This window comes from Bacillus sp. FJAT-26390 (assembly GCF_001682865.1).
Classification (GTDB): Bacteria; Bacillota; Bacilli; order Paenibacillales; family Paenibacillaceae; genus Pristimantibacillus.
Genome location: NZ_MAQX01000032.1, coordinates 515,738 through 528,927 on the forward strand (window position 1 = coordinate 515,738; position 13,190 = coordinate 528,927).

Sequence of the window (13,190 nt, forward strand, 5' to 3'; positions counted from 1 at the left end):
AATGAAAATTACCGTTTTATGAGTTTAAAATCATCATAGTGGAAACCTGGCGCTACGACGCAGGATACGAGCACCGGCTCGTCGCCCAGCGGACGCGACATCTGCCATTCATTGGCCGGTACAAGCGCCTGCGGCTGATGCCCTGCCAGCACGTCTGGTCCAACAATGATTTCTTTTCTTGTTTCCGGCGCTTCTTTGGTTCCGCCGAGCGTCAGCATCAAAGGGCTGCCTGCATGCCACATCCATAGCTCGTCCGAATAAACGGTGTGCCAATCGGAAAACTCATCGGGATGAAGCAGGAAGTATATAGATGAAGCCGCAAAGCGTGGTCCTGAATAGGGAGCACCAAGCACCTCCTGCGGTATTTCAAATCCGGCTTTCCAAATTTCCTTGTACCATCCGCCTTCAACATGCTCCTTGAGTCCAAGCGACTGCACGAGCGGCGACAGTTGTTTCACTGTTACTCCCATCCATTTCAACCTTCTTTCTCTCTTTTGCGTTCTTGTCGTTACTTGTCGTTAATCAATGCGTTTCCTCATTCTATAACGCATCCTCTGCGATCGTCAATTCATTAAACAGGTGGGGATAGAAGGCGAATGTTCATTTTTTTGCCTAACTAATATGTGGAAACAGCTTTGTTATTTATGATTTATAAGTTATACTTATATTAACTAACTTTTTGGAGGTGGACAGATGAACAATCGCGCACTTGATTTTGGTCACATCAGTCGCAAGCATTTGATGAATTTGCTCATTATTGTTCCGCTGCTCCTAGCAGCGCTGTTCGCCTACCAAGCAGGCAATACGTTCGAGCTGACTGCTGGCGCTAGTCGTATGACCGCGTCAGCGAAATACTCTACGTCCATTGTAGGCAAGCAGAACACCACTACGAAAGTCTTTTTTCCCGAAAACGTACTGCTGGCTGCCTATATGCATGCCTTTTTGCATATGCACTGGCTATCCACAAGCTTAGCCGCACTCCGCACGACCGTTCCGCAGCGATTGCGAGATTTGCTTATGACTCCGATAAAATTCACATCCCATTTCGTTGGTTAATCCTCTCATTTGGTTCGCATACTAACCACAAATGAGGAGGAAAACACAATGAATATTAGAGAATCCGATTTGCCCGGTATTGGCCGCAAATACCAAGTTATGACGAGAAGCGGTGACAAGTTTGTCATTATCATTCATGATGATGGACGCCGCGAGATGTACCATTTTGAATATGAGGATCCAGACGATAGCATTTCCATGGTTACGTTAGACGATGAAGAAGCAAGGCAAGTTGCTGCTATCGTTGGCGGCATGACCTATAAGCCGAAGGCGCTCGAGACCATTGAGGTGGCGCTTGATGACCTGACGATTGAATGGTACAAAATCGAACCAAACGCCGCATGTATTGGCAGATCGATCGGTCAAGCCGATATCCGCCAAACGACGGGAGCGACGATCATCGCTGCTGTCGAGAAAGAAGCAAAGCATATCAATCCCGGCCCCGACTATATTTTCAAGGCAGATACGACCCTCATCGTTGCAGGTGAACGCCAGCATTTGAAGCTTCTTAAGCTTATGCTGCAAAACGGGAGCCGTTAATTATGGATCACATGGTGCTGGAAATCGGTCTTGCTGTTATTCTCATCGCCTTAGTCGGGCTGTTAGCTGCAAAAATTCGGTTCTCCGTCATCCCGTTTTATATTTTAATCGGCATGGCCGTAGGTCCACATGCGCCTCACGTAGGCGTATTGGACTTTAGGTTTATTCATAGTGCAGAACTAATCGAATTTATGGGACGGCTCGGCGTGCTGTTCCTGCTATTCTATTTAGGTCTGGAGTTTTCTGTGGGTCGATTAATGAAATCGGGTCGCTCTATTGCGATAGGCGGAACCATCTATATTTTAATCAACTTTTCACTTGGCTTGTTATTTGGCTGGATCAACGACTTCCCTATCGAGGAAACGATGGTCATTGCCGGCATTACGACCATTTCGTCTAGCGCGATCGTCGCGAAGGTGCTCGTCGATCTGAAACGGACGGCAAATCCGGAAACCGAGATGATACTTGGCATTATTATGTTCGAGGATATATTCCTCGCCGTATATATATCCGTTCTCTCAGGACTTGTGCTCAGCGACTCATCATCCTTAGGCGGCGTGCTATTGTCCGCTTCTTACGCATTAGGCTTTATGCTGCTCTTCCTTATTATTGGCAGGAAGGCTGCTCCGCTCCTGAACAAAATTTTTAATATTCGCTCGAATGAGCTGTTCCTGCTGCTCGTATTCGGCTTCCTGTTCCTCGTAGCAGGTTTCTCCGAAACGATCCACGTAGCAGAAGCAATCGGCGCGCTGCTCGTTGGCCTCGTGCTGGCTGAGACGGTCCATATGAAGCGGATCGAGCATCTCATCCTGCCCTTCCGCGATTTCTTCGGAGCATTATTCTTCTTCAGCTTCGGTCTCACGATTGACCCGTTCGCGCTTGGCGGTGCGGTATGGCTGTCGCTTGGCGCCGTTGCCGTTACGCTGTTCGGCAATTTTCTCGCTGGTATGCTGGCCGGAAAAAGCGCAGGCTTGTCGCCAAAAGCTTCCGCGAACATCGGTCTGACCATTGTATCTCGCGGCGAGTTCTCCATCATCATGGCGAACCTAGGCAAGGCCGGCGGCTTGCTTGAGCTCCTGCAGCCGTTCGCTGCCTTGTACGTCCTCATCCTAGCGATACTGGGGCCGCTTCTGACCAAAGAATCGAAGCTGGTGTTCAAAGGACTCAACACCATCTTTAGGTGGGAAAAACTGAAAAAACCTCGAGAGCCTGCTCCGGTGAAAGAACCGGCAGGAAAGAGCTGATATGAAGGGCCTGGATGCTTAGTCCAGGCTCCTTTTTATTGTTCGGACTAGTAGCTAGTGGGGTGAGCGGCACATCCCCCGCTACATTGCAGTTACTACAACAGAATAGCCGCTTGCTAGCTCATTTCCCTATCTATAAGCCATCTGGGCTGCAATTCAGCAGCGTTGCTCCTCAAATCGAATGCAATATCAGGTTTTCGTTGCGCTTTCTACAGCGTCCCCCTACTTTCTTGAATCCCCCGGCATAGCTATCCGCGAAGCTCTGCCTTATAATCTAGACATAACATCAAGCAGCAGGAAAATAATTGGAAATACGAAAGGAACTGAATCGAAAGATGACTGCTTCGCTGCTATATATTGAAGATGATCACGAAATCGGAAGCTTCGTTTACCAACACCTACAGGAGCAAGGGTATGAAGTCAAATGGCTGAAAAATGGCGAAGGCGCGCTTGAAGCCGCGGCGGGCTGCAGACTTGTCATCCTCGACGTCATGCTGCCGGGGCTCGACGGGTTTACGATCGGGCAAAGGCTGAAAAAGGCCGCGCCAGACATCCCCATCCTCATGCTGTCGGCCCGAACGTCCATAGATGATAAGCTGCAAGGGCTGCAATTCGCGGACGACTATTTGACCAAGCCCTTCCATCCCGACGAGCTTACGGCTCGTATCGAGGTGCTGCTACGCCGCTCGGGAGCGCGCCTCTCTGAGCCGCTCGTTATTAAGCATCTGCTCGTGCATGAGCAGCAGAATCGGGTTGAAAACCGCGATACCGGGGATGAAATTACGCTCACGGGCAAGCAGTTTCATATTTTCAGCTACCTGCTGCGCCATTTGGGGCAAATTATGACAAAGGAGCAAATTTACGAGTCCGTCTGGGGAGAGGCTTTTATCGAGGGAGATAAAACGTTAATGGTTCATATCCGGTACTTAAGAGAAAAAATCGAACGGGACCCGGCAGCCCCGGAAATCATCGAAACGGTGCGAGGCATCGGCTACCGGGTTCGCGCATGAAAAAACCTCGGAAGCGCCCGAGCGGCATGAGATTTCGCAAGACGCTATTGTCCCGTTATCTGCTTATCATCTTATTCGCGTTTTTATTTATCCCAATCGTTTTTCCGCTTGCCTCTGTCCTCTATCTCCTTATTCAAGAGAATACGCATACCTCTGACGCGAATTATTTAAAATACGGAAGCGGCAATGACCTAGCCGATATGTGGCATAACCAAGCGGCGCAGCTGCGTGAGAGCAATGCTGCCGATATCGACGGCAAGCTGCGCGAACTCAAGCAGAAATACCCCGAAGCCTCCTTCTTCTGGGTGGATTCCGCCGGCTTAACCAGAATTCAGCTGCCGGTTCAAGAGGGGCTGCCAAGCCGCTGGATGCCGGCGGACGCCGTTCAATTCATGAAGAAAAGCATCGACGGCGACCCTTATACCGTCGTCTCGTTTCTCGGCGCAGCACATGAAGAGCCTTCCTTCATGGTCATGCAGATGCCGCGCAGCATCATCAAGCTGGAGAGGCCAATCGGAACGGGGACGCCCTTTTACATTGCGTTTTTATTCATTATGCTCGTTTTGTTCTTCTTGGTCTCTCTGCTCTTCTTCCGCCATATTCGCAAGCGTCTGCTCGGTCTGCAAGCAGCCATGACGCTGCATGGCGAAAACGGGCTTCCGCAGCCGATCGCCTTGAACAAGCCTGATGAAATCGGACAGCTCGAGGCTGCCTTTAACCAAATGGTCGAGCAGCTGCGCGAAAGCACGGAACGAGAGCGCGCGGAGGAGGAGCTTCGCAAACGTCTTATCGCCAGCCTGTCCCATGATTTGCGGACGCCTTTAACGGTCATGAGCAGCCATCTCTATTCCTTGCGGAAGGAATCGCTAAGCATGAACGGACAAAGCTCCCTCAAGCAAATGGAGCAAAAAATCGCCAGCATTAGCAGCCTCATCGAAAATCTGCTCTCTTACACGCTTATGACCAGCGGCCGTTACCCTCTGCAACTGGAGCGGCAGGATTTGCTGCGCATCGTTAGGGAAAGCGCGGCATCCTGGTTCCCATTATGGGAACAGGAGGGGATCGCTGCGGAGGTAGAGCTTCCCGAAGAACAGCTGCTGCAGGATGTGGATAAGGCCGGATTCCGCCGCGTGCTGGACAATTTGTTTCAAAATGTGACCAGGCATGCGGTTAGCGGCAAATATATAGGCATTACGATAGAGCAGCATCAGGAGCGGACTGCGCTGGTCATACGCGATCATGGAAATGGAATGGAAGCCGCTTCTGACGGCAAAGGCGCAGGCATTGGACTCGCTATTGTCGACTATCTCCTTCATGAGATGCATTTAGAGTGGCAAATGGAAAGCTATCCTGCTGGAACAAGCGTCTACATCTATCCGAGGTGAGCTGCCCTTTTTTTAAACGAAATTTAAACTTGGAGCACGCTGGGTTTAACCTTCATCCGTTAATGTAAGTACTGAGGTGATTAACGTGAATGAATGGGTTATCGAAACGAAAGGACTCAGCAAGCGTTACAAAGGACGTTATGCGGTTTCCAATCTGAATTTGAAAATTGCAAGAGGGGATATTTACGGCTTTCTTGGACCAAACGGCGCCGGCAAAACAACGACGATCCGCATGCTGCTTGGGTTAATTAAGCCATCGGGCGGGTCTGTCCATATTTTTGGCAAGTCCCTGAACAAGGAACGGCTGTCGATCCTGCGGCGAATTGGCTCCCTTGTTGAATATCCGTCTTATTATGGGCACTTAAATGCCATCGACAATCTCGAAGCGATCAGGCGTATCATCGGGGTCCCTGCCGCTAAAATCGCCGAGGTGCTGGATATCGTAGGGCTGGCCAAAGATGCGCGGCGGCCAGTAAAGGGTTATTCGCTCGGAATGAAGCAGCGATTAGGCATCGCTAGCGCGCTGCTTGGCAATCCCGAGATGCTTATGCTCGATGAGCCAACAAATGGACTGGATCCGTCAGGCATCTTGGAAATACGCGAGCTCATCAAGCAAATGCCCAAGCAGCATGGCATAACCGTCCTCATATCCAGTCACTTGTTGAGCGAGGTAGAACTGACGGCTGGAACGGTCGGCATCATTCGTCAGGGCGAGCTTGTTTTTCAGGATACGATTGAAAATCTTCATCAGCAGGCGCAGGGCAGCATCTCCCTTGTCGTCTCCAAGCCTGAGCTGGCACTGAGCGCATTGCGGCAGCAAGGAGTGGCAGCGGTGCAAAACGGTTCAGCGCTGCTGCTTGAGCAGACGGGCAACCCTGCCATTGCGCGCATCGTAAAAAGTCTCGTTGAACGGAATCATGATATTTACCGGGTTGAGGAAAAAAGAAAGTCGCTTGAGGACCTCTTTCTCCAAATTGTCGGGGAGGGAAAGCCGCTATGATGGCCAAGGCGCTTTCGTCCGATTTTTTGAAAATACGCGGCAAGGGGCTTTGGCTTCTCATCTTTATTGGCCCAATCGGATTGATCGCCATGCAGGCGCTCAATTTCGGACTCCGTTATGACTATTTGACGCAGCAATACGCAGGAAGGCTCTGGGAGATGCTGCTGGAAAACTTTCTAATGTTTGTTCCCATCTCGCTGTTTCTTGGTGTTACCCTCGTCACTTCGCTGCTCGCCAATGTCGAGCATAGTACGAATGCATGGAAGCATCTGCTTGCCCTGCCGATTTCTAGAACCGCCGTATTTTGCTCCAAGTTTGCGCTGAGCATCATACTGCTAACGTTATCCTGCGTTATTCTTGCGGTTGGAGTCGCTGTACTTGGGTTAACCTTGCGGTTTGAGCTTGGAGATATGCCGGTGCTTGGTATTTTAAGGCTTAGCTTCCTGCCATTCTTCGCCTCCATTCCTGCGCTAGCACTTTTCCTGTGGTTATGCATGACGATCAAAAATCAAGCCGTCCCTATCACGCTTGGCGTCATGATTGCCGTTAGCTCTGTCTTCACCTTCCAACTGCCCGAGTGGTTTCCTATTAATTGGCCTATGTATGGTTATTTGGGACCGCATCAGGAATTCTTCGTCGGCGCTGGGCTGTTAACCGGCGTGATCATATGGGGCATAGGCAACATTCATTTCAACAAAAAGGATGTGGATTGAAATGAACGCCTTTTTTCGATTAGTGGCTTCGGAGCATCTTAAGCTGTCCAAATCATTCATTTGGCTGCTCCTTCCGATCAGCCCGCTCCTGTCGCTCGCCATTGGTTTATTTGTTTCTCTCGATTCGACTTTGGATCTGGAGAAATACGCCATGCTCGTCTCTGCAATGGCTGCGTTCCATGCCATGCTGTTTTTGCCAATCCTAACGGGCATTCTCTCCGCCTTCGTATGCAGATACGAGCATGCGGGCGGAGGCTGGAAACAGCTGCTCACGCTTCCTATTTCCAGAACAGGCCTATATTTCGCCAAGTTTACCGTTGTCGCTCTTTTGCTAGCCTTCACGCAATTGTTGTTCCTTGGCGCTGTTCTTCTTGCTGCTTCCTATCAAGGAATAGGCGGCAGTCTGCCATGGGGAATGCTGCTCGCGGGAATTGGAGGCGGCTGGCTCGCTTGCCTTCCGCTTGCGGCTCTGCAGCTGCTCGTATCGGTGGGCTGGAGCAGCTTCGCCGCTCCGCTTGTCATAAACGTTATGCTGACCATACCTAATATGCTGATTCTCAACTCTGAGAGATTCGCGCCGTTTTATCCTTGGGCGCAGCCTATGCTGGCGATGCTGAGCTTTAGCGACCAAGAGTTTGGCGGCTTCGGCCTGCCGCTGGTAAACATATTGGTTACCGTTACAGGCAGCTTTATTGTATTTCTGGCGGCCGGCCTGCTCTATTTTAAGCGAAAGGAAGTATAATCTTTTCTTACAAAAAAACGGCAGTATAGAGCATGCAGAACATGCTTTAGACTGCCGTTTTTTATAGAAATGAAACCGCCCTTCACTCCAGCCATTGCCTTGGTCCGATTATATGGAATAAACGGTCGGGATCAGGATTCATAGCCTCCCGTATGCGCTGTAAAGTGAAATCGCTAATCGGTCTAGGCAAATCATCTATACTCCAATACTTACACTCTAGGATCTCCGGGGAGCATAGCTGCGGAGATGGATTGCCGGTTACCTGACAAAGGAAAACAAAATGATGCATATCATTGCGCGGCTCGTAATAGATACCCGTTAACCGTCCTACGCTCACATCAAGAGCCGTCTCTTCAACAACCTCCCTCTTCGCCGTTTCCTCGGCTGACTCGCTCTTCTCGGACAAGCCACCCGGCAGCTCCCAATTCAGTTTCCCATAGCTGTGCTTAACCAATAAAATATGCCCTTCACCATTCAAAATGACCGCTGCCGCACCCATTAACTTATTGGACATTTGAACTCCCCTAGCCTCAATTTGGTAGCATTTCATCTTTTCATAGTCACAGACGGGAGAAATACAGATTTGGTTACAACTGGATTATACGGTCGGTACTACAAAAGATAGAACTACTGCGCTATTTCCTATATGCGATATGATTTAAGCATTCGAAGATGGTCTATTGAAAGAAGAGGTGTGCGGCATATGAAAAAAATACTGTTTTACATTCTGGTGGCGGTTACTAGCTATTTTGCAGGCGTTCTCGCTTATTTAGGTTATTTGTCGTTGATCTATGATCAGGGTATCGGCAGCGAGTGGAGTAAATTGCTTGGGTGGACCATCCCTCCATACCTGCTCATCATTCTCCCGTTCTATACGCTCATGTTCCGCTGGGGCCGCGCTTCGCTTTGGCTGCGGACATTGCTGTTCATCGGATTAAGTATCGCCGCGGCGGCATCCGTTCCCTTCCTGACGGGCTTTGGCTTATGGCGTCTGCAGGATCTCTTTTCTCCCGAAATGGTGCTGTTCATGCTGCTCTTTGCAAGCTCGTCACTTGTATTTACGATCGGCACTTTCATTGCGTTAAAAAAACGAGGACACAAGCTGTTTATGCTTGCATCCCTAATCATCTATATTGGCGCCATGCTGCTAAAATAAGGCCCGCACTGCGACTCATGCGTCTGCACGTAGGTCCATGTAAACGACTGATCCACGATGTAGATGTCAGACTCGCCTTCCAAATCTGCCGAGGTCAAATCAGCTGCATTTTCAATATATAAGACAAAGTTATAATGCTGATAAAAGACGTAACACTCCTGCTTCTGCACAGCAAGAAAGGCATCGGCAGCCGCCTCTCCGCTTAAGCACGGCTTTCTCTTGCAGCTGAAGACATGCCATAAAAACTGGTCCATATAAATGGTTTCTTTCTCAACAGCGTCTATTCCCTCGGCAAATGCTTGCTCCCACCTTCGTTTGATGTCTTGTCCGTCAAAATCCGCTTTCTCCGCTCTTATATTTTTAGCTTCCAGAATCGGCAACAGCTTCAGATGCCCGATCCCTTCTACCCGCTCGCCAAATAAGTACTCTTTGACCTTTTCCTTAAATTCATCGCTCGAGTGACCCAGCATCTGCAGCAGCGTGCTCGCTTGACGAATGATCAGTTCTTCATCGATGGTCGAATCCTTTTCAAAAAAACCTTCCGGGAACTGTTTAATCCGTCTGGGCTCAACCGCGCCAAAGTATTCAAAAAAGTACTCGAAGCTGCTGTCGGCGATGCTTTTATCAATCATTTCTTCGATATGCTGCCTGCTTATTTTATCTACGATAATTAATGGCTGAGCTGACCACATAAATGCACCCTTGCCTCTGCGCAAATCATCCTCTCGGATCGACTGGATACACTTTAAAGTATAAACATTAGCAAGCCATTGCGAAGAATCAGGAAAAGTGACGACTACGCTAACCTGAGCTTCCTCATCGTCCTCCACCCATTCCTCGTCATCAATCCGGATATGCCTCTTTTTGGAAAACATAAAATCACCTCTCATCTATAATTAGAGGCAGCTTCCACATTCTCCTTCAAAAATCTATTTCCGCTTTAGGTATGGAGGGTCTTCCCCTTCTCTTTTGTAAAAGGTCATGCCTGAGCGTTCTACTCGATAAGACAGGTACCGCGAGTTCGTTTCCGCATCTTTGGTCCAGCTTTCGCTAAAGGTAACGATATATTCGTTATTGGCGATCACTCTCGCGCTTGTTTCTCTAACGACCTGATAACCGTCAACCGTTCCTTGCCATCGCCCAATTTCATCAGGGAATACACCGATAGAAGTTCCATCCCCCCCAGCAGTAGCAAATGCTACGGCTTCCTCTATTGTAAAAGGCGGCATCGGCGGCGAAAGGAACTGTAGCGTTCCCCAAGACACCCCATACAGAATCACGGGAGAAAGAGCAACGATGATCATTCCCTTTGGCCCTAAAGGCCTTACTCTGAGCCACCAATCGATAATCCCATACCCTAATGCAGTCGCCATGCCGTACAAGACCAACAACCAATAAGGAAAGAGAAGACCAAGCGCCATTCCAAAAATGCCGTGCAAAACAACGATAATCCAAGAGTGTGGGATTATTCCTTTTACCCGAACCCACTCTAAAACCAGCGTTACTCCGTTCCCGAAGAAAAGGACAATCGTTCCAATGTACATGATATAAACAAACATCCATCCGATCAGCTCATTCCCGCTATTGCGGGCAAGCTCCCACTCGCCTTTCCCGAAGACGCTTGAAACGGCCATCAGAAAAGAAGCTAACACGGTTACGATATAGGTCGTAAAAAACTTTCGTATCAAGAGATGTATCGATTGGTCCACCATGCCGATCCCCATCCTTTGCAGCTATTACGCTGTTATTTATCAATCATAACGAAGCGCATGAGCTGCCGGCAGTTCTAACTTTTGTAGAACCTCCTCGTGTACATCCAAATCAAAAAAGGAGGAGCTGCCCTAAGGTCTTTTCTGACCTTTTGAGACAGCTCCTTTCCTTGAAACTGAAATTCCAGAAATAAGTGTAGCAACTAGCTTTATTTCTGTTCAGTCCCCCGCATATGAGCCGCTGGGGAGCTTCCGTATGAAAATAGAGCTAGAAACTAGCTCTATTTCACTCACACTAGCTGAAATTCTAGAAATAGGTCTAGAAATTAGCCTTATTTCTGCTCAGTCCCCCGCATATGAGCCGCTGAGGCGCATTCGTATGAAAATAGGGCTAGAATCTAGCTCTATTCCACTCATATTCGCTGAAATTCTAGAAATAGGTCTAGAAATTAGCCTTATTTCTGCTCAGTCCCTCCGCCAAACAAGCGGGCGGGCGAGGAGCCGCTCAATCTTGAGATTCGAAAATCTTTCCGAAAACATTCACTTCTTTTGAGACAGCTCCTTTCCTTCATAACTCCTTATAGCCCAAGCAGCGCCAGCTCTTTCAGCGCTTCCTCCACGTCACGCTCCGGATTTAGCGTTTGGATCATTTCAGCCGTGATCGGAAGTCCTTGATAAATTTGCGAGATGATGGCAAGCGGAAATTGTTGCTCATAGTAGCCTTTAGCGAAGTCCACATAGTCTTCAGCCGTCTGAAAGATCGTACCAATCAAGAAGCCAGATCCGTCAACATCCTGAGACACTTCCGCATTTCCTTTTTTCCACGACGTATCGCCCGTTTCCCGCCAAATACAAAAAGTAACGACCTCCCGCTCAAGCGCAGCATCATCCAGCAAATGAACGAGCGTGCTAGGAAACTTTTCATAAATTCCCGGATCTGTTTCCTCTTCATCGTTCGCATATGGACTCAGCTCCGATTCGTGGTCAAAGCCTTTTAACAATGTGCCTTCCGGCGCAAAAAGAATAAACAGGTGATCTCCTGCTCCGTTATCGATTTTCGCGAGTGAGACGTTAGGGCCCCAGCTTGGATCAAAGCTATGGTAACGAAGATAATCTTCCTCGCACAAAATCGTATCTAATGCGGCCTGAATAATCATTTGCTTTCTTAGCAATTCCGGTTCCGGCAGCGTCTCTATTATTGTCATGATGGCACCCGCTTCTTTTTGATGAATGATATTGGTTTTAAGTTATTTTATCATTAATTCACTCCATTCCAGCTAATTACAGCAAAAAAAGGAGCAGCCGCGGCTGCCCCTTTTTCAAGCCTTTTTCCATTCCTTTGCAAACCCTACTTGTGCTCGGCCAGCCATGCTGCAAGCGTGGCAATCTCCGTATCCTTCAGCTGCCCTTTGTAAGCAGGCATCCCGTTGCCGCCATTGCTGATCTGCGCGCTAATCTGATCGACGGTCATTCTGGAGCCTACCTTCTGCAGGTTGGGACCTACGCCGCCGGAGAGGTCAACCGCATGGCAGCTTACGCAGTTTTTCCCGTACAAGGACTCTGCTTCCTCCTTATTAACGGTTGTTCCGCCATTGTTCTCGGCTGGCGGCTTCTCATTTGCACCGCCATTGTTGTTCGTCTTATTGCCGCCGCAAGCGGACAGCCCGATTACCAGCGCTGTGCCGGCAATCAAAAGAATCCATTTATTTTTTCTCATTAACATTTTACCTCCTAAATTAGGGAGAATAATTGTTACGTTTCCCGAAAAACGCGGCGCATATGCAAGAGCTTCCCAAAGATTTTCAAAATAGGAAAGGCAGCGCATAACCGTAGGGTTACTGGTTATCCTAAGGAAATGTCATGGGGGATTAACAGTAAAATGCTTGTGATGCGGGGTGATAATGTGGATATTCAGGGGGATCTGGTCAACCACCTGACCGAGCTGCGAAAGAGGCTGATCATCGTAATCACCTGTTTTTTCGTGGCGATGAGCGGAGGGCTGTACGTGTCCCCGGCCATTTTGCGATACATCAAGTCAGGACTAACCGCCAAATCGGTGGAGTGGAACGTCTTCTCGTTTACGGACGGTCTGTTCATCTATTTGCGCTGCGCCTTCCTGTTCGCCATTTTGTTCACGCTGCCTGTGCTGCTCTATCAGACATGGGCATTCGTGAAGCCTGGACTGACGGAAACGGAAGCAAAGGGGACGCTGGCCTATGTGCCCGTATCGTTCCTGTTGTTTCTTGCAGGCGTATCCTTTAGCTACTTTCTCGTATTTCCGATGATGCTTGGCTTCATGATGGAAATGAACCAAAACGTAGGCGCCGTTGAGACGTATGGCATCGATCGGTATTTCAGCTTTCTGTTCAGCGTCGTGTTCCCGCTAGGCGTCGCGTTCGAGATGCCGCTCATCATCTTGTTCCTAACGAGGCTAGGGCTGCTGACTCCTGAACGGCTAAGCAGCTCGCGCAAATACGCTTATGTCAGTCTAGCCGTTGTTGGGGCCTGCATTTCCCCGCCGGACTTTGTCTCGCATCTCTCCGTAACCGTACCGCTGCTTCTGCTCTTCGAGATCAGCGTGCTCGTTACCCGGAGGTACGCCAAGCGGCTTGCCGCTGTCCCTACACCTACTTGA

General features: G+C 49.2%; 16 protein-coding genes. 10 read left to right on the forward strand and 6 right to left on the reverse strand.

Annotated elements, in window-relative coordinates:
- Positions 1-8: 8 nt before the first annotated feature.
- Positions 9-470: a cupin domain-containing protein gene (locus A7975_RS23100; RefSeq protein WP_053372968.1), complete on the reverse strand. Its 462-nt coding sequence runs from the start codon at positions 468-470 to the stop codon at positions 9-11.
- Positions 471-693: 223 nt separating this feature from the next.
- Here A7975_RS23100 and A7975_RS23105 point away from each other — a divergent pair, with 223 nt between their 5' ends.
- From A7975_RS23105 to A7975_RS23140, 8 genes are all read left to right on the forward strand, one after another.
- The gene (locus tag A7975_RS23105; RefSeq protein ID WP_053372969.1) at positions 694-1,056 is read left to right on the forward strand and encodes a hypothetical protein; all 363 of its coding nucleotides are present in this window, start codon (positions 694-696) and stop codon (positions 1,054-1,056) included.
- A 48-nt stretch (positions 1,057-1,104) separates the two neighbouring features.
- Complete coding sequence (locus tag A7975_RS23110; protein WP_053372970.1) at positions 1,105-1,596, forward strand: cation:proton antiporter regulatory subunit; 492 nt, start codon at positions 1,105-1,107, stop codon at positions 1,594-1,596.
- Between the two features lie 2 nt (positions 1,597-1,598).
- The gene (locus tag A7975_RS23115) at positions 1,599-2,840 is read left to right on the forward strand and encodes a cation:proton antiporter (protein ID WP_053372971.1); all 1,242 of its coding nucleotides are present in this window, start codon (positions 1,599-1,601) and stop codon (positions 2,838-2,840) included.
- Positions 2,841-3,175: 335 nt separating this feature from the next.
- Positions 3,176-3,850: a response regulator transcription factor gene (locus A7975_RS23120; RefSeq protein WP_053372972.1), complete on the forward strand. Its 675-nt coding sequence runs from the start codon at positions 3,176-3,178 to the stop codon at positions 3,848-3,850.
- 26 nt (positions 3,851-3,876) lie between these two features.
- Entirely contained in the window at positions 3,877-5,235 is a 1,359-nt protein-coding gene (locus A7975_RS23125) for a HAMP domain-containing sensor histidine kinase (protein WP_082198433.1), read from the forward strand.
- An 85-nt stretch (positions 5,236-5,320) separates the two neighbouring features.
- On the forward strand, positions 5,321-6,235 hold the full coding sequence (locus A7975_RS23130) for an ABC transporter ATP-binding protein (RefSeq protein WP_053372973.1): 915 nt from the start codon (positions 5,321-5,323) through the stop codon (positions 6,233-6,235).
- Positions 6,232-6,948: an ABC transporter permease gene (locus A7975_RS23135; RefSeq protein ID WP_065386666.1), complete on the forward strand. Its 717-nt coding sequence runs from the start codon at positions 6,232-6,234 to the stop codon at positions 6,946-6,948. Before A7975_RS23130 ends, A7975_RS23135 begins: the two co-directional genes overlap by 4 nt.
- A gap of 1 nt (position 6,949) precedes the next feature.
- The gene (locus A7975_RS23140; RefSeq protein WP_065386667.1) at positions 6,950-7,690 is read left to right on the forward strand and encodes an ABC transporter permease; all 741 of its coding nucleotides are present in this window, start codon (positions 6,950-6,952) and stop codon (positions 7,688-7,690) included.
- An 82-nt stretch (positions 7,691-7,772) separates the two neighbouring features.
- Here the strand turns inward: A7975_RS23140 and A7975_RS23145 are convergent, their stop codons facing one another.
- Complete coding sequence (locus A7975_RS23145; RefSeq protein WP_065386668.1) at positions 7,773-8,204, reverse strand: NUDIX hydrolase; 432 nt, start codon at positions 8,202-8,204, stop codon at positions 7,773-7,775.
- Between the two features lie 189 nt (positions 8,205-8,393).
- Here A7975_RS23145 and A7975_RS23150 point away from each other — a divergent pair, with 189 nt between their 5' ends.
- Positions 8,394-8,846, forward strand: a complete 453-nt coding sequence (locus A7975_RS23150; protein WP_065386669.1) for a hypothetical protein — start codon at positions 8,394-8,396, stop codon at positions 8,844-8,846.
- On the opposite strand, the gene A7975_RS35080 is transcribed toward A7975_RS23150, so the two are convergent.
- From A7975_RS35080 to A7975_RS23175, 4 genes are all read right to left on the reverse strand, one after another.
- Entirely contained in the window at positions 8,819-9,721 is a 903-nt protein-coding gene (locus A7975_RS35080) for a DUF4275 family protein (RefSeq protein WP_255314470.1), read from the reverse strand. The two genes, A7975_RS23150 and A7975_RS35080, sit on opposite strands and share 28 nt — an antisense overlap.
- A 54-nt stretch (positions 9,722-9,775) precedes the next feature.
- Positions 9,776-10,558, reverse strand: a complete 783-nt coding sequence (locus A7975_RS23160) for a hypothetical protein (protein WP_065386670.1) — start codon at positions 10,556-10,558, stop codon at positions 9,776-9,778.
- Positions 10,559-11,133: 575 nt separating this feature from the next.
- On the reverse strand, positions 11,134-11,760 hold the full coding sequence (locus tag A7975_RS23170; protein WP_065386671.1) for a hypothetical protein: 627 nt from the start codon (positions 11,758-11,760) through the stop codon (positions 11,134-11,136).
- Between the two features lie 143 nt (positions 11,761-11,903).
- Positions 11,904-12,272: a c-type cytochrome gene (locus A7975_RS23175; protein ID WP_053372982.1), complete on the reverse strand. Its 369-nt coding sequence runs from the start codon at positions 12,270-12,272 to the stop codon at positions 11,904-11,906.
- 162 nt (positions 12,273-12,434) lie between these two features.
- On the opposite strand from A7975_RS23175, the gene tatC reads away from it, so the two are divergent.
- A complete protein-coding gene (gene tatC, locus A7975_RS23180) occupies positions 12,435-13,190 on the forward strand; it encodes a twin-arginine translocase subunit TatC (RefSeq protein ID WP_255314472.1) in 756 nt (251 codons plus the stop codon).